Origin of the sequence: Rhodanobacter sp. Root561, assembly GCF_001427365.1 — a bacterium.
Lineage (GTDB): Bacteria > Pseudomonadota > Gammaproteobacteria > Xanthomonadales > Rhodanobacteraceae > Rhodanobacter.
On the sequence record NZ_LMGH01000010.1, the window covers coordinates 414013 to 430062 of the forward strand.

At 66.4% G+C, this 16050-nt stretch carries 12 protein-coding genes and 1 tRNA gene; 5 read left to right on the top strand and 8 right to left on the bottom strand.

Annotated elements, in window-relative coordinates; all coding sequences use genetic code 11:
- Nucleotide 1: 1 nt before the first annotated feature.
- Nucleotides 2–970, bottom strand: a complete 969-nt coding sequence (locus ASD55_RS18645; protein ID WP_056765187.1) for a helix-turn-helix domain-containing protein — start codon at nucleotides 968–970, stop codon at nucleotides 2–4.
- An 885-nt stretch (nucleotides 971–1855) separates the two neighbouring features.
- On the opposite strand from ASD55_RS18645, the gene ASD55_RS08430 reads away from it, so the two are divergent.
- The 3 genes from ASD55_RS08430 (at nucleotide 1856) to ASD55_RS08440 (ending at nucleotide 7778) form a co-directional block, all read left to right on the top strand.
- Nucleotides 1856–4228 (top strand): GGDEF domain-containing protein, encoded by a 2373-nt coding sequence (locus ASD55_RS08430; protein WP_056765190.1) that lies wholly within the window; start codon nucleotides 1856–1858, stop codon nucleotides 4226–4228.
- Between the two features lie 86 nt (nucleotides 4229–4314).
- A complete protein-coding gene (locus ASD55_RS08435; RefSeq protein ID WP_056765193.1) occupies nucleotides 4315–6132 on the top strand; it encodes a DUF885 domain-containing protein in 1818 nt (605 codons plus the stop codon).
- A 194-nt stretch (nucleotides 6133–6326) separates the two neighbouring features.
- The gene (locus tag ASD55_RS08440) at nucleotides 6327–7778 is read left to right on the top strand and encodes a GGDEF domain-containing protein (protein ID WP_056765196.1); all 1452 of its coding nucleotides are present in this window, start codon (nucleotides 6327–6329) and stop codon (nucleotides 7776–7778) included.
- Nucleotides 7779–7854: 76 nt separating this feature from the next.
- Here the strand turns inward: ASD55_RS08440 and ASD55_RS08445 are convergent, their stop codons facing one another.
- Nucleotides 7855–8271 carry a heme-binding protein gene (locus ASD55_RS08445; RefSeq protein ID WP_056765199.1) on the bottom strand — a complete coding sequence of 139 codons (417 nt, stop codon included), beginning with the start codon at nucleotides 8269–8271 and terminating at the stop codon, nucleotides 7855–7857.
- A gap of 22 nt (nucleotides 8272–8293) precedes the next feature.
- Entirely contained in the window at nucleotides 8294–9307 is a 1014-nt protein-coding gene (locus ASD55_RS08450) for a zinc-binding alcohol dehydrogenase family protein (RefSeq protein WP_056765203.1), read from the bottom strand.
- Nucleotides 9308–9403: 96 nt separating this feature from the next.
- On the opposite strand from ASD55_RS08450, the gene ASD55_RS08455 reads away from it, so the two are divergent.
- Nucleotides 9404–10396 carry a LysR family transcriptional regulator gene (locus ASD55_RS08455; protein ID WP_235577761.1) on the top strand — a complete coding sequence of 331 codons (993 nt, stop codon included), beginning with the start codon at nucleotides 9404–9406 and terminating at the stop codon, nucleotides 10394–10396.
- Nucleotides 10397–10488: 92 nt separating this feature from the next.
- Here the strand turns inward: ASD55_RS08455 and rsgA are convergent, their stop codons facing one another.
- The gene (gene rsgA / locus ASD55_RS08460) at nucleotides 10489–11544 is read right to left on the bottom strand and encodes a ribosome small subunit-dependent GTPase A (protein WP_056765205.1); all 1056 of its coding nucleotides are present in this window, start codon (nucleotides 11542–11544) and stop codon (nucleotides 10489–10491) included.
- Nucleotides 11545–12156: 612 nt separating this feature from the next.
- Between rsgA and ASD55_RS18405 the strand changes: the two genes are divergently transcribed.
- On the top strand, nucleotides 12157–12432 hold the full coding sequence (locus ASD55_RS18405) for a hypothetical protein (protein ID WP_157598924.1): 276 nt from the start codon (nucleotides 12157–12159) through the stop codon (nucleotides 12430–12432).
- Between the two features lie 797 nt (nucleotides 12433–13229).
- On the opposite strand, the gene ASD55_RS08465 is transcribed toward ASD55_RS18405, so the two are convergent.
- The 4 genes from ASD55_RS08465 to ASD55_RS08480 all read right to left on the bottom strand — a co-directional run bounded on the left by ASD55_RS08465 (nucleotide 13230) and on the right by ASD55_RS08480 (nucleotide 16019).
- Nucleotides 13230–13319, bottom strand: a tRNA-Ser gene (locus tag ASD55_RS08465).
- 203 nt (nucleotides 13320–13522) lie between these two features.
- Nucleotides 13523–13906 (bottom strand): hypothetical protein, encoded by a 384-nt coding sequence (locus ASD55_RS08470; protein WP_056719054.1) that lies wholly within the window; start codon nucleotides 13904–13906, stop codon nucleotides 13523–13525.
- Complete coding sequence (gene serS, locus ASD55_RS08475; protein ID WP_056719053.1) at nucleotides 13903–15183, bottom strand: serine--tRNA ligase; 1281 nt, start codon at nucleotides 15181–15183, stop codon at nucleotides 13903–13905. Before serS ends, ASD55_RS08470 begins: the two co-directional genes overlap by 4 nt.
- A 257-nt stretch (nucleotides 15184–15440) precedes the next feature.
- The gene (locus ASD55_RS08480; RefSeq protein WP_056765208.1) at nucleotides 15441–16019 is read right to left on the bottom strand and encodes a hypothetical protein; all 579 of its coding nucleotides are present in this window, start codon (nucleotides 16017–16019) and stop codon (nucleotides 15441–15443) included.
- Nucleotides 16020–16050: the final 31 nt, after the last annotated feature.

The window sequence follows — 16050 nt, forward strand, 5'->3', positions numbered from 1 at the left end:
CTCAGAACAGCTGCAGGCGTTCGCGTACCTCGCTAGCCGTGCGGCCATAGCGGGCGCGGAAGGCGCGCTGGAACTGCCGCTCGCTGGAGAAGCCGTGGCTGAAGGCGAGATCGGAGATGTTCCGTTCCGGCTGCTCGCGAAGATCCCGGTGCACCGCCTCCACCCGCCGGTCGCGGATGTAATGCTGCACGCCGCCGCTGTCGGCGAACATCCGGTACAGCTGCGCCCGTGACACGTGGAACCGGCGCTGCAGCACGGCCGCGCTCAGTTCGTGGTCGCCCAGCTGGGCCTCGATGTGCTCGCGGATGCGCACGTGCAGCGTCTCCGCCCATTGCGGGCGGTCGCGCTGGCGCGATTCGGCGCGCAGGCAGCCGCGCACCACCGCCAGGGTCGCGCTGGCGGCCTTGCCGGCGTGACTGGTCTCGATCCCGGGCAGCGTCCCCAGCAAATGCAGCAGGTGCTGGGTCAGCATCCGGCACGGCAGGTGGTCCTTGCGCAGCACCCGGCCGTGCAGTGGCGAGTGCGCCTGGTCGATCGCCTTGTGCCTGAGCAGCAGGTTGAGGTGCGCGCAACCGGCTTCCCACAATTCGGCCGGCTGCGCCAGGTCGTTCAGGTAGATGTCGCCCATGCGCAACTCGACCGTGCCGCGCTTGCCGAAGCTGCCCCGCGCCGAACCGCTCAGCAGCAGGCGCAGCAGCACGCACTGGCTCAGCGGACTGCGGGCGATCAGCGCGGCATCGCGCCGGTACCTTGCCGGGCTCGCGCTCGACTGCGCCACCCGCAGCGAGCCCAGCTCGAACACGACGATCGAGGCATCCATCGGCTCGTCGTCATCGGGCTGCACCTCGGCCAGCGGGGCGATCCAGCGCGCGTACGCCCGCGAGCGCAGACGCGGCTCGATCAGTGCGGTGCTGAAGGTCCTGCATGGCAGCGTGGCTTGCCGGCCCTTCGCTGGAACGGACGTATCCATCGAACTCCTCCTGAGGTCGAGTCCTCCCCTGCGGGAAGTCTTGAAGCCACGCACAGACCATGCCAGCGCGCTTCGCATGGGCGCCGTCGTCGTGCGGCGATGCCTGCCGACGGCGACGGCGTCCATCACGCGAGACGGTCTTCCTGCGAAGTCCTCCTCACCGTCGCCATGGATGCCATCGGCGCCGGAACGTGTCCAGTGGGTCGACAGGTAAAGCCGCCAGCTGGAGACGAAACGTCGCGAGCGCGCGAATGAAACGTCGCGTGCATCGATATCGCCCTGCCTAGAATGCAGATGTGGGAATCCGCTGTGACGATGCGCGATGGCGTTGCGCACCTCGGGGAATCCCGGTCGTTCAAGTCTGCGTCCCCGGCCGGATGCGGTGCGCTGTGCACCGACTCTGTCCATCCGGCCGGCGACGCATCCCGGGCGATGCGTCGGCACGAACCCTGACGGCGAAGCAGGCCTTCGCCCTCTTCTGCGACGCGCCGGATCGATCCTGGCGCGCGACAGCGGCATCCAAGGCGTCTTCATGTGGACGTCCAGACGAAATCGGCAAACATCCGAAGGAGCGGATCGCCACCTGAATACCGTGCCATCTCCCCGCGCAGGGCGGATGAATGGTTCCGCGCGAGACCGCCCGATGAGCTGACCCAGGCGCCAGGGCGACTGTCGCAACTGAGCAGTTTCTGACCTTGCCGGCGACATGAAATGACAGTGCGAGATGAAATGACGCGTGCCCGTGGCATGCGGGCCAGACCGGCCGGGAGCGGCAGGCGGCCGTACGGCGCGCCGGGACGCGGCGCTTTTTCACGTCGCGACGACACTTCCGCCGCCGCGACCGCCGTCGAGTTCAAGCGTGTTTCTCAGACCATGGAAAGTCCGATGAACTGCACCCTGGCAAATGAATCGCCGCAGGCGCGCTGGCTGGATCAGCTCGATACCGCCACGCGGCCGGTGGACATCGCCGCCATGATTGTCGAGCTGGTCGAAGCCTATGCCGAATGCGCCAGCGCCCGCGTGCTGTGGGAACTGGGCAGCGGCTTCGATCATGCCCGCGGCGGACCCGCGGGCTGGCTGCGCGGCGTGGCCGCATCGGGCATTCCGCAACGCGTGCCGGCCATCGGCGCGCTGGCCTTTCGACTGTGCGAGCGACCACGGCCGATCCTGCTCCTGCTCAACCTGCACGGTGGCGCCGACGCCACCGCCCTGATCACCGAACTGGAGCCCCTGCTGCAACTGGCGGGGCGTCGACTGGGCATCCTGCTGGGCTGGATCGAACAGCACAGTGCGCCGCCTCCGCTGGAGTATTCCGAGCGGCTGCACCGCGCCCTGTTCACCATCGCCGACCTGGCCGGTTGCGGCCGCGACATCCGCGCCATCCTGCGCGAGATCCACGCGGTGCTGGGCTCCCTGCTCCGCGCCGAACATTTCTGCGTGGTGGATCACCAGCCGCAGCGCGAACTGCTCCGCTTCGTCTATACCTCCGACCCGCGCAGCCTGCCGCCGCTGGCGGCATCCGGCCATGAGGTGTCGCTGGCGTCGATCGGCGGCTCACCGCTGTGGTATCTGCTCCACGATGGCAAGGCGCTGCTGGGCACGCCGGCACAACTGGGCAAGCAGGTCTCCGGGCCGCTGGTGGTGGAACTCGACGATGCCCAGTGGATGGGCGTGCCGATGCTGCACCAGGGCGAGATCCACGGTGCCGTGATGGTGCGCAGCCGGCAGCCGGACAGCAGCTACTCCAACGAAGACCTGGTGCTGCTGGAATTCGTGGCCACCCATATCCGCTGCGTGATCGAGCGGCATCGCGAGGCCGAACAGAACCTCGACGAACAACGGCAAACGCGGGCGCTGGCCGAGGCTAACCGGGCGCTGCAGGACCGCGTGGCGCAACGCAGCCGTGCCCTGCACAAGGAAGTCGGCGAGCGCGCGCGGGTGCAGCAGCAGCTTGCCCACGAGCAGACCCACGACGCCCTCACCGGCCTGGCCAATCCGCGCTGCCTGCATGAGCACATCGAACGATTGCTCCACGCGTTGCAGCGCGATCCGACCAGCCCCGCCGTGCTGCTGCAGTTGAACCTGGATCGCTTCGCCGGCATCAACGAGGGTCTCGGCCATTTCACCGGCGACGAGGTGCTGCAACAGGTCGCCACGCGCCTCACCGAATGCCTGGGCAACCGGCCCGGTCTGGTCGCCCGCCTGGCCGGTGACGAATTTGCCGTGCTGATCCCGCAGATGGCCGGGACACGCCAGGCCATGCGCATCGCCCAGCGGATGATCGACTGCATCGGACAGCCGATCACCGTGGCCGGCCGCGAGCTGCACCTGTCCGCCCGCCTCGGCGTGCTGCTGTGCGACGCCGGCTACCGCACGCTCGAACACGTACTGCGCGATGCGGACATCGCCCTCCATCGCGCCGCGTCCATCGACGTTCCGCGCATCGCGATGTTCGAGCCGGCGATGGCCGGCGAGGTCGTCGAGCGGCTGGCACTGGAAACCGACCTGCGCGAGGCGCTGCGCGAACACCGCTTCGAACCCTGGTTCCAGCCGATCCGCCGGCTGCACGACAACGGCATCGCCGGCTACGAAGCACTGATCCGCTGGCGCCGGCCCGGCCGCGGCCTGGTCGAGCCGGGCGACTTTCTCAAGGTCGCGCACAGCTGCCGGTTGCTGGAGGCGATCGACTGGCAGATGTTCGAGCGCAGCTTCCGCACGTTCGCCCAGCACGGCCCCGCCGATGCCTTCCTCACCTTCAACGTGTCGGCTGCGCATCTCGGCTCGGACGATTTCGACCGGCGCCTGCTCGGCCTGCTGGCCAGCGTGAAGCTGCCCGCCTCGCGGGTGATCGCGGAAGTCACCGAGGACGTCCTGCTGGAAGACCCAGACCACGTGCAGGCGATGCTGCTGCGGCTGCGCGCCGCGGGCGTGGGCGCGGCGCTGGATGATTTCGGCACCGGCTATTCCTCGCTGCAATACCTGCAGCGCCTGCCGTTGCGCATGCTGAAGGTCGACCGCGCCTTCGTGGACGGGCTGGGCAAGCCGGCCAACCGCGGCAGCGCCTGCATCATCGCCGCCGTCATTGCGCTGGCCCGTTCGATGGACATCCAGGTCATCGCCGAGGGCATCGAAACCATCGAGCAGTGCAACGCCCTGGCCGAGATGGGATGCCCGCTGGGTCAGGGCTACCTGCTGGGCAGGCCGGCAGCCGCAATGGACGTGGCGACGCCAGCGGTGAAGACGGCCATCGCCGGCTGATCGTCTGGCGCGTGACGGTGGACGATTGCACCCGGACAACGGAGCGCCTAGGCTCGGCGCTTGCGATCACACCGGGGAAGTCGATCATGCGTCCATTGCGCGTACTCACGCTGTCTGCCGTCGTTGCCGCCACCCTGCTCGCCGGCTGCTCGTCCGGCACCTCGTCGTCAACGGACCAGGCCGCGTCACCGGCCGCCGCTTCCAGCGTGCATGCCGCCCGTCCCGACGGACAGGCTGCGCTGGCCTCGGCCGTCGACACTTTCCTCACCGGCTATTTCGAGCACTACCCGGTGTTTGCCGCCGGCGCGGGCAAGCACGAGTTCGACGGCAAGCTGCCCGACTTCAGTGCGGAAGGATTGCAGGCCAACGCCGCCTGGCTGCACGCGCAACGCGACAAGTTCGCCGCGTTCCCCGACGACCAGCTCGATGCCCAGGGCCGCTTCCAACGCGACTACGTGCTGGCGGTGCTCGACGGCCAGCTGTTCTGGCTCGAAGATTCCGGCGCGCCGTACAAGAACCCGACCTTCTACACCGGCGACCTGTCGCCCAGCATGTACCTGACCCGGCCGTATGCGCCGCTGGCCCAGCGCATGGCCGCCTTCGTCACCTACCAGGAGGCGCTGCCCAGGGCGCTGGCCCAGATCAAGGCCAACCTCAAGCTGCCGCTGCCGGCGTCGTACATCGACGTGGGCGTCAATTCCTTCGCCGGCTTCGCCAGCTTCTTCAAGACCGACGTGCCCGGCATCTTCGCCGAGGTGAAGGACGACGCGCTGCAGGCACGCTTCAAGGCCAGCAACGCCGCCGCGATCAAGGCCTCGCAGGACCTGGCCGACTGGCTGAAGTCGCAGAAGCCGCACGCCACCCAGGATTTCGCCCTGGGCGCGGAAAAATTCTCGAAGATGCTCCATGCCACCGAGCGGGTCGACCTGCCGCTGGAGCAGCTCAAGGCGATCGGTGAATCCGATCTCGCGCGCAACCTCGCCGCGCTGAAGAGCGCCTGCGCCCAGTTCGCGCCGGGCAAGTCGCTCACCGATTGCGTGGCGAAGGAAAGCGCCGACAAACCCACCGGCGGCGCCGTCGAAGGCGCCCGCGCCCAGCTTGCCAGCCTGCGCCAGTTCATCGTCGACAAGGACCTGGCGACGATTCCCGGCACCGAGCAGGCCAGGGCCGAGGAGGCGCCGCCGTTCAACCGCTGGAACTTCGCCTATATCGAAATCCCCGGCCCGTACGAGAACAACCTGCCCTCGGTCTATTACATCGCCCCGCCGGACCCGACCTGGAGCAAGGCCGACCAGGCCGCCTATGTGCCGGGCAAGGCCTCGCTGCTGTTCGTCTCCGCCCACGAAGTCTGGCCCGGCCACTTCCTGCAGTTCCTGCATGCCAACCGCGCGCACTGGAAGTTCGGCCAGCTGTTCGTGGGTTATGCCTTCGCCGAAGGCTGGGCGCATTACGCCGAGGAGATGATGTTCGATGCCGGCGTCGGTGGCGGCACGCCGGAAACCCACATTGGTCAGCTCACCAATGCCCTGCTCCGCGACGTGCGCTTCCTCTCCGCCATCGGCCTGCACACCGGCGGCATGAGCATCGCCCAGTCCGAGCAGATGTTCCGCGAGCAGGCCTTCCAGGACCCGGGCAACGCCCGCCAGCAGGCCGCCCGCGGCACCTACGATCCGGCCTACCTCAACTACACCTTGGGCAAGCTGATGATCATGCAACTGCGCCAGGACTGGATCGCCGCCCATCCCGGCCCGAACGCGCTGAAGGCGTTCCATGACCAGTTCCTGAGCTACGGCGGCCCGCCGATTCCGCTGGTGCGGCAGCAGATGCTGGGTGGGCCGGTGGAGGCGAAGCTGTGGACGAAGGGCGACGTGCCAAGCGCACCCGCAGCGGCGGCCGCGCAGTAATCCGCACTGCGCCCCGCCGTCGGTCCACACGAGGGCGCGCAGACTGACGGCAGTTCACGGCACCGTTCCCGCACAGCCTGTGCCGGAACGGGCTTTGTGGCAGGCTTGGGCGAAGCGCCGCGATGGATGAACGTCGGCGTCGACGTGCCGCTCCCTCAGCGCCGGGACATCGCGAGATGAAAATGTACGCCGGAATGTCCCGCATCTATGTGCCGCTGCTGCTGGCGCAACTGGGCGTGATCGCGTGGGCGCCGGCGCACCTGCTTTCCTGGAGCTACGCCGCCGTGCTGGCGATGCTGGTGCTGACGGTGGCGCAAGGCTGGCGGCGGCTTCGCCTGAGCGTTCCGCACAATCGTCCGCTGTGGAGCCTGCTGTTGCTGGCGCTGGTCGCGCAGCTCGGCGCGTTCGGCCTGCTGTTCACCGATTCGCTGTCCAATCCGCTGGGCACCCTGGTCGCCTTCGACCCGACCTTCTACTTCTGCCTGAGCAGCCTGCTGCTGACCATCGCCGCGGCCTACAACCCGGTCGCCACGCTGTACCGCTGGGCGGGCGTCGTCGATGCGGTGCTGGCGTGCGCCATCGCGGCACTGTTCTACTTCACCCTGCACCAGGTGCTGAACGCACCATCGCCGACACCGCCGCCGGCCACGTTCGTGATGTGGATGTTCGATGCGATGGGCCTGTTCGTGGCGGTGTTCGCCACGCTGCGCCTGGTTTCCACCAAGCGCTCCGACGAGCGGCGCTTCTTTTTCGTGCTGAGCGTTTTCGCCTGGCTCGAACTGGTCGTGCCCGGCATCCACAACCGTTTCATCCTCCACAGCGAGTCCTACCTGCCCGAGCTGCTGCTCGGCCTGCCCTTCGTTGTGCTGGGTTTTATGCTCGGTCGGCGGCGGAAGGTCTGGTTGCGCAGCTATCGACCCAGCCGCCGGATTCGCCACCTTGCCGAAAGCATCAGCCCGTTCGTGATGAGCCTGGCCTTGTGCTGTCTCGCGTTCGCCCAGCTGGGCAAGAACCCCGTGCTCGCCACGAGCACGTTGATCCTTGCCATCGCGTCCTACGCGGCGCGCAACGCCATCGTGCTCGGACAACACCTGGCCTTCGAGGACGACCTGCGCAAACTCAAACGCGGCCTGCAACAGGCCGTCGTGCGCGACGACCTCACCGCCCTGCCCAACCGCCGCGGTTTCTATCGGCTGATGAGGCGTGAATGGGAAGACGCCCTGAAAACGGGGCGCGCGCTCAGCGTGGCGATGATCGACATCGACAGCTTCAAGGCGTTCAACGACACCTACGGCCATCTCGCCGGCGACGACTGCCTGGTCGCCGTGGCGCACGCATTGCATCGCGAGGCGAGCCTGCAACCGGACGTGATGGTCGCCCGTTACGGCGGCGAGGAATTCGTGGCCCTGACGGTCGGCTACGCGCCCGCCGCGTCGGAGGACATCCTCGAACGGTTGCGCCGGCGGGTGGAGGCGATGCAGATCCGCCACGCGCGCAGCGCCCAGGACGTGGTGACCATCAGCGCCGGACTCGCCTCGACCGCGACAGCCCGCTACACCAACAGCGAAAAATTCCTGAATGCCGCGGACGAGGCCTTGTATGTGGCCAAGGGAAGCGGAAAGAACCGCGTGCAATGGGTGGAGTGATCCGGCACCGGATGAGCACCAAACCTGGCGATTCGCGACGAGCAGGGGTAGGGGTAGCCGCCAGTGCAGCAATGGCTCAGGCCAGCAACCCCAGCGTCCGGAGCGCCGCTTCAGCCGCTTCGTGATCCTGCGCAGCCGTGCCGCCGGAAATGCCGATGCCACCGGCAAGCTGGCCGTCGAGGATGATCGGCACGCCGCCGCCCACCGCCATCAGTCGCGGATGCCCTCCCAACGGCGCCACCGACGGCTCGCCCATGTACTGATTCCACTGATGGGTGGACATGCCGAACGATGCGGCAGTCCAGGCCTTGTCCATGGCCACCTCGGCGGTCAGGAAGGGAGCGCTGTCCGCACGTTCGAAGGCGCGCAGGTGACCGCCCGCATCGGTGATGGCGATGGTGGCGGCGAAGCCGCGCTCCGCGCATGCCGAGCGGGCGTGGCCGAGCAGTGCCTGCGCGGCTTCCAGGCTGAGTGTGGTGTTGGATGCATTCATGGCAGTTCCCGGGAGTGATGGATTAGCGAGCGGCAACGACGACTTTGCCGATCATGTTGCCGGCCTCGACCAGCGCGTGGGCCTGGCGCAGGCCGGCGGCATCGAGGCCGTCGATGCGTCGGGTGAGCGTGTGCACGACATCGCCACGATCGACCAGTTCGGCCATGCGACGCAGCAAGGCGTGCTGGCGGGCGATGCTGCGCGTGGTGAAAATCGGGCGCGTGTACATCAGCTCCCAATGGATCGAAATGGACTTGTTCTTGAACGGCCCGATGTCGAGCATCTTCGGATCGTCGATCAGCGCGAACTTGCCTTCCGGGCGCATCACCGCGGCGATCTGTGGCACGTAGCCGGCGCTCTCGTTGAGTCCCACCACGAAATCGACTTCCTCGATGCCCAACGCCGACAACTGCGGCGCCCACGGCTCGCGATGGTTGATGACGTGGTGGGCGCCGTGCGCCAGCACCCACTCGCGCGTCTCCGCCCGCGAAGCCGTGCCGATGATGGTGACGCCGGTCAACCGGCGTGCGAGCTGGGTCAGAATGGAACCCACGCCGCCGGCCGCACCCGTCACCAGCAGCACGGTGTTCTCGGTGGGATCGACTTCGTGGATGCGCAGGCGGTCGAACAGCAGTTCCCACGCGGTGATGGCGGTCAGCGGCAGCGAAGCCGCTTCGGCGAAATCCAGCGACCGGGGCATCGGACCCACGATGCGCTCGTCGACCGCATGCAGCTCGCTGCTGCTGCCCGGCCGCGTGATGTCACCGGCATACCAGACGCGATCGCCGGGCTTGAAATGCGTGGCCAGCGGCCCCGTCGCCCGGACGATCCCGGCGGCATCCCAACCCGGGATGCGCGCGGCTCCGTCCGGAACCTCGCCATGGGCCCGGATCTTGGTATCCACCGGGTTCACCGAGACGGCTTTCACTTCGACCAGCAGATTGTGGTCGCGCAATTCCGGCGTGGCGACCTCGATGTCCTGCAAGGCCTCGGGGTGATCGATCGGAAGATTCTGGTAGAAGCCGACAGCTTTCATGGCATGCGCCCGGTGTGGTGAGGGGCACAGTCTGGCGAGTCTCGCTTTGTCGAAAAATGGGTTAATGTCGGTAACACTTTCCGACTTTCAAAGAAAATGATCCGACTCGACGACATCCAGATCTTCGTGCAGGCGGTCGAAGCGCAGAGCTTTTCCGAGGCGGCTCGCCAGCTCAATATCGCCCCCGGCCTGGCCAGCGCCGCGGTGCAGCGGCTGGAAAAGGCGCTGGATACCCGGCTGTTCGTGCGCTCCACCCGAAGCATGCAACTGTCGACCGAGGGCGAGCGGTACCTGCCGCATGCGCGCGCCATGCTCGAGGCGCAATCGCAAGGCCAGCGCGCGCTGGCCAGTGGCCAGGACACGCTGTCCGGCAGCCTTCGTCTCTCGGTGCCTTCGGACTTCGGAAGGAATCTCCTGCTGAGCTGGCTCGACGAATTCCAGCACCTGCATCCCGCGCTGTCGCTGCACGTGCGGATGAGCGATCGCGCCGCCGCCCTGACCCGCGAACCGCTGGATGCGGTCGTGCGCTACGGCGCATTGTCGGACTCGTCGCTGGTCGCCATACCGCTCGTCGACAACAACCGACGCGCGCTATGCGCGGCACCTGCCTACCTGGAGCGTGCGGGCACGCCCGCCAGCGTGGACGATCTCAGACAGCACAATTGCCTGCGCTTCGTGTGGAGCGAACAACTCCACGAACGCTGGCTGTTCACCCTGCCCGGCGGCAACAAGACCGTCAGCGTATCGGGCAATCGCATCAGCGACGACGCGGACACCGTCCGTCGCTGGGCCGTGGCCGGCGAAGGGATTGTCTACAAATCGCGCCTCGACCTCATACCGGACCTGCGCGCCGGCCGCCTGGTCGAGATCTTTCCGCCGGATCATTGCGAACCCTCCCCGCTCAACCTCATCTGTGCGGACCGCTCGCGGCTGACGCCGACGATCACGCAGCTGAAAACCTTCCTGCAGGCGCGTTGCGCGGGCCTGCTCGACGACTACTGGCGTCATGTCGCAGCCAGTACCGCCACTCGAAACCCCAAGGCCAGGGCGGCCCGGTCAACGGCCAGTCGTCGCACATCGCGGAAATGACCATGCTCCAGCAGGTGCCGTCCCCGGCACCTGTTCCCAGGTTCCGTCCTGCGCGTACATGAGGGGCTCGGACAAAGCCTCGCCCCGCACGCTCAGTAGTCGCGTCCCTTCTTCTCGCGCTGCAGTCGTTGCGCAGTGCGGTTCAACACGCCGTAGTGGCGCTCGTGCTCGCGACGTTCCTTCGTCGAACGCGCCGCCTGGGCGGCCTCGCGCTGCAGCTTGCGGTAGTTCGCGAGCCGGCGGCCGTCCAGCGTGCCAGCGGCGATGGCATGCTCCACCGCGCATCCGCGGTCGCCCTGGTGGCGGCAGTCGTGGAAACGGCACTGCGCAGCGAGCCGTTCGATGTCATCGAACGCGGCATTCATGCCCGTTTCGACAGCGCCGACACGCAGCTCGCGCATTCCCGGCGTGTCGATGACCCACGCGCCCGACGGCAACGCAAACATCTCGCGCGCCGTGGTGGTGTGACGGCCGCGGGCGTCATCCTCGCGAATCCCTCCGGTGGCCCGGGCCGCGCTGCCCATGAGGGTGTTGGCCAGCGTCGACTTGCCGACGCCGGACGAACCGACAAAGGCCACCGTCTGCCCACCGCCCAGCCAGCCCGCCAGCGGTTCGGCACAAGCCGTCGAGGTCGCGTCGATCGACACGCTGGCGACGGCGGGCGCGATCGTGCGCACCGCGTCGAGGTAGCTTCCGACGTCATTGCACAGATCCACCTTGGTCAACACGATGACCGGTTCGACGCCCGCCTCGAAAGCGACCGCCAGGTAGCGCTCCAGCCGCGACAGGTTGAAGTCGTGGTTGCACGAGGTGACGATGAAGAGCGTGTCGAGGTTGGCGGCGATCGCCTGCAGCCGATGCTCCGAACCTGCCGCGATGCGGGCGATCAGGGATTGCCGCTCGAGTAACCGCAACACTCGTGGCGCCTCCATTTCAAGCAACAGCCAGTCGCCCACCGTGATCGCGGGTTCGACTGCCGCCGACAGGGTGACGCTGGCCGCACCACGTGCAGACAGCACCGACAACGCGTTGCGATGCACTCCCACGACCCGGGCCGGATAACCGGCCTCGAAATCCTGCAGGGTCAGATCGTGCGAATAGCTCAACCGCCAGCCGAGCTGGGACAGCGTAAAAGTCTGGGAATACATGCGTGGAACCCCGGATAAAGACAGAACGCAGCAACCACCCATGCAGGTGGTTGAACGGAACGCCAGGTTCGACGCGTATCAGGAAGAAAGGTGGATCGGCCGACGAACGGCGATCCGGGGCGCGTATATCAGCGCAGCGCCAACCCGGCGGAAATCGTGGAATGAACAATCATGGTCAGCGACCTCCAGGCTCGGTTGGTGGAAGGGGTTTGGAGATTATCGGGTGGTCGGGTGGAGTGCAAGACGGCCGGAACGGGAGGTTCGAGCGCGGACACTGCATTCGTCCGCGCTTCGTTTCGGAGCGATTGCATGGTTCCCGACAGGACTGTTGGTGACGCGAGGCGGAAAAAATCCACTTCAGTCGGTCTGACCAAGGATGCCAGGGAAGTCAGCACTGCTTAACTTCCTCCGTCCCGGTTTCCGGTTTCCGACCTGATGTCGAACGCGAGGCTCGACCATGTATTTCGATGAGGGCTTGGCAGGAGGCAGGCGTGGGCGTTCAAAACAATCAGCCTCTTCCTACATCGAAACGTCTATCTGGTCACACTTCATCGTGCTTGAGGGACGGACGATTCACTGGCTCCAATATCGGAGCGTCAGGGAGACGTAAGCATGAATATACGACTGACCTGTTTGGCTCTCGCTGCCGTCGCAGCAGGGTCGCTGTTTTCATCTCAGCCAGCCACTGCGCAGCCCAATTGCCCCACCTGCATGGCGGCGTATTACGCGTGCGTTGCATCCGGCAAGACGACCTGCGACACCACCTACGCCACGTGCCTGCGATATTGCCCGGTGGCAGTTTCCGCCCCGAAACCGATCAAGCGCGATAAGTCGCAGGAACGAGCGATCGACAACAAAGGCGCTGTCGCGTCGCTCGCGACGCTGTAACGATCCTAGGCCACGCGGCTCCCGCGTGGCCTCTTACTACGCATGAACAGTTCGCAGTCCTGGCGCCGCTCTCCAATCAATACGCCAGCGGCCCCCGTGTCGGGCACCCATCGCTGCAGCTTGGCGTGCACTTCTGCGCTCTGAAGCGCAGCGACCATCTCGTCCGCTTCCGCCTGATGTTGCAGCGTCGGCTAGCGCCGGACACCTGTCGGTTTGTTTCCTGACTCGCGGGGTGGTCTCAGATTGTGCCGATCGCGGTGGTGTGGATATCAGCTGGTTCGCTGGCGCGTGTCGGGTTTTGCTCAAGTCGCCCGCCGCGCAGATACAGCCACACCATGATGCACCTCTGGAAACGTCGGCACGCTCTCCGAGCCAGGCACCTCTTTCGCGAGCTCTTCCTGAGATATCCGGATCCGCTTCCATATGCCAGGTATCGCACCGACCAGTCACAGACCGCGATGCCGTGCCAGCCGCGGCGCCAGGCTAGCGCACCGGTGACGCCTTCGAGCGTGACCAGGAACGGGACAGGTTCACCCTCCCCTTGAGGATGGCGGAGAGTGTGGGATTGTTCGGCTCATCCGTGAGCCTCGGCGCTGCGCGCTACGGGGCCAGCCAGGGGCTGTTCGAATTCGTTCCAGACGGATTCATCGACGACGTAGGCAGGATGCCGTAGTCGAACATCGGCGCAGCCGATGGCCCGCAGGGCGAGGCACAGGATGAGCCGAGTAACCGGTGGGTCTCATCCCAGTCGTTACCATCACAAACGCAAAACGCCCCGTAGGGGCGCTTTGCGTTTGTGGCGGAGAGAGTGGGATTCGAACCCACGGTAGGCTTACACCTACGGCAGTTTTCAAGACTGCTGCCTTAAACCGCTCGGCCATCTCTCCATAAGCTCGTTGTCTGCAGCAAGGCGCGCGTTGCGCGCCACTACGGCAGTTTTGTTCCGGGCATCCTGCCCTCCACCCCTTCGGGGCCAGCGGCTGCGCCGCTGTCCGCTTCGGCTCCTGCCTCCGCGTCAAGACTGCTGCCTTAAACCACTCGGCCATCTCTCCAAACTTGTTCGCGATCCTCTGCGAGGGTCGCCATGCTATCAGGAACCACTCTGCGGATGACCGCCGGGACGCTTCTTCGACAGCGCGACCAGGCACCCCACCAGAATCGCCACCGGAATCAGCGCCCCCAGTAGCGGGAACAGCAACACCGGTTCGCGAATGACCATCGGCACCAGTTGGGTGGCGCTGGCGAAGGCGATGATGCACAGGCGCAGGCGGCGGTTGTGGCGGGCGAACCAGAAGCTGCCGATGACCAGCAGCAGCGCGATGATCGACAGTGCCAGGTCGATCTTCGGCATCTGCCATACGCCATCGAAACCGAGGCGCATGCCGAGGACCGAGAGCAGCACCAGCATCAGGAAGTAGCTGGTGTAGAACTCGACCTTGTCCCACTTGCCAGCCGACGTGACCACGGTGTTCACGCGATGCGATCCAGCCCGGCCATGTACGGGCGCAGCACTTCGGGTACGGTGATCGAGCCGTCGGCGTTCTGGTTGTTTTCCATCACGGCGATCAGGGTGCGGCCGATGGCGAGGCCGGAGCCGTTCAAGGTGTGGACGAGTTCGGGCTTGCCGGTTTCCGCGTTGCGCACGCGGGCCTGCAGGCGGCGGGCCTGGAAGTCTTCGCAGTTGGAGCAGCTGGAGATTTCGCGGTAGGTCTGCTGGCTGGGCAGCCACACTTCGAGGTCGTAGGTCTTGACCGCGGTGAAGCCCATGTCGCCGCTGCACAACAGCATCTTGCGATACGGCAGGCCGAGTTTCTGCAGCACGGTTTCGGCGTGGCCGACCATTTCTTCGAGCTGCGCGTGTGATTGGTCGGCGCGGGCGATGTGCACCATCTCGACTTTCTCGAACTGGTGCTGGCGGATCATGCCGCGGGTGTCGCGGCCATAGCTGCCGGCCTCGGCACGGAAGCACAGGGTGTGCGCGGTCATGCGCAGCGGCAGCGCGTCGGCGTCCTGGATGGTGTCGCGCACCAGGTTGGTCAGCGAGACTTCGGCGGTGGGGATCAGGTAGCGCTTGGTCTCGCCCACTTCGGTGGCGAACAGGTCTTCCTCGAACTTCGGCAGCTGGCCGGTGCCCTGCATGCTGTCGGCGTTGACGATCACCGGCACGTTGCACTCGAGATAACCGTGCTCGCTGGTGTGCAGATCGAGCATGAACTGGCCGAGCGCGCGGTGCAGGTGGGCCAGTTGGCCGCGCAGCACGGTGAAGCGCGCGCCGGAGAGCTTGGCGCCGGCGTCGCCGTCGAGCCAGCCATGGGTTTCGCCCAGCTCGACGTGGTCTTTCACCGCGAAGTCGAACGTGCGCGGCGTGCCCCAGCGGCTGGTTTCGACGTTGCCGTGTTCGTCCTTGCCGATCGGCACCGACTCGTGCGGGATGTTCGGGATGCCCAGCGCGATGTCGGCGAGCTTCGCCTGCACCTCGGCCAGCGCCTGTTCGTTGGCCTTGAGCTTGTCGCCGATGCCGGCGACTTCCGCCATCAGCGGCGCCACGTCCTCGCCTTTCGCCTTGGCCTGGCCGATCGCCTTGGAGCGGGTGTTGCGCAGGTTCTGGAGCTCCTGCGTTTCCATCGCCAGTTGCTTGCGGCTGTTCTCCAGCGACTCGACCGCGGTGACGTCCAACGTGTAGCCACGGGTTTCGGCGAGGCGTGCGGCGGTTTCGGCGAGGCGCGAACGCAGCAGGGAGGGATCCAGCATGAGCGAAGTCCGGGTGAAGGCTTGAACCGGGAATTATCGCTGGGGGGTGGTGGTGGCTGCAATGTTGGTGCGGGTGGTGTGGGGTTTCTCTCGCTGCGCGGGCCAGAATCTGTTGTTTGAACCCGGCACTGGCTAGAACTTGTTTTCGTGGGGGCTTCACCCCTCCCCGGCCCTCCCCTGCTGCACGTCCCATAAGGGGACTTCCTGCGGTCGCAGGGAGGGAGCGAGAACCGGCTGCGCGAGTTGGATCTGGGCTTTTAGGTGGCCAGTTTGCGTTCGCTGCGGCCCAGCCACCAGGCCATCGCGGCGCCGGCGAGCAGCCAGCCGACGAGTTGTTCGACCAAGGCGGCCAGGGTGAAGTCGAGCGGGAAGCGGTACCAGTTCCAGTACGGCAGCATCGTGCTCAGCCAGGCGAACACGGCGGCGGTGGCCGCCACGCCGATGCGCCGGCGGAAGCCCATTCCGGCCAGTCCGAGGATGCAGGCCAGCGCCAGGGCGGCGAGCGTGTCCGATGCCCATTGCCGTCCGATTTGCGGGCCCATCTGCATCATGTCGTCGCCTTGCGGCAGGTAGACCACCCACGCATACGGCGAGGTCGCAGCCTTGGCCGAGTAGGCCTTGATCACCGCCTCGTCGCCCATCTGCTTCGGGTCCAGCGACGGCAGAATGTAGACGCCTGCCTGGTTGCCTAGCCCTTCATGCAGGCTGTTCAGCACCACGTTCTCGTTGGCCGGCAGCTGGATGCCGACGTTGCCCAGTCCCAGCGCCATGTGCGCCAGCACGCCCCATACGAAGATCACGATGCCGCCGACCAACCCCGCCACGAGTACGCGCATGGTTCACCCCTTCCCGGCTGACGGGCCGAAT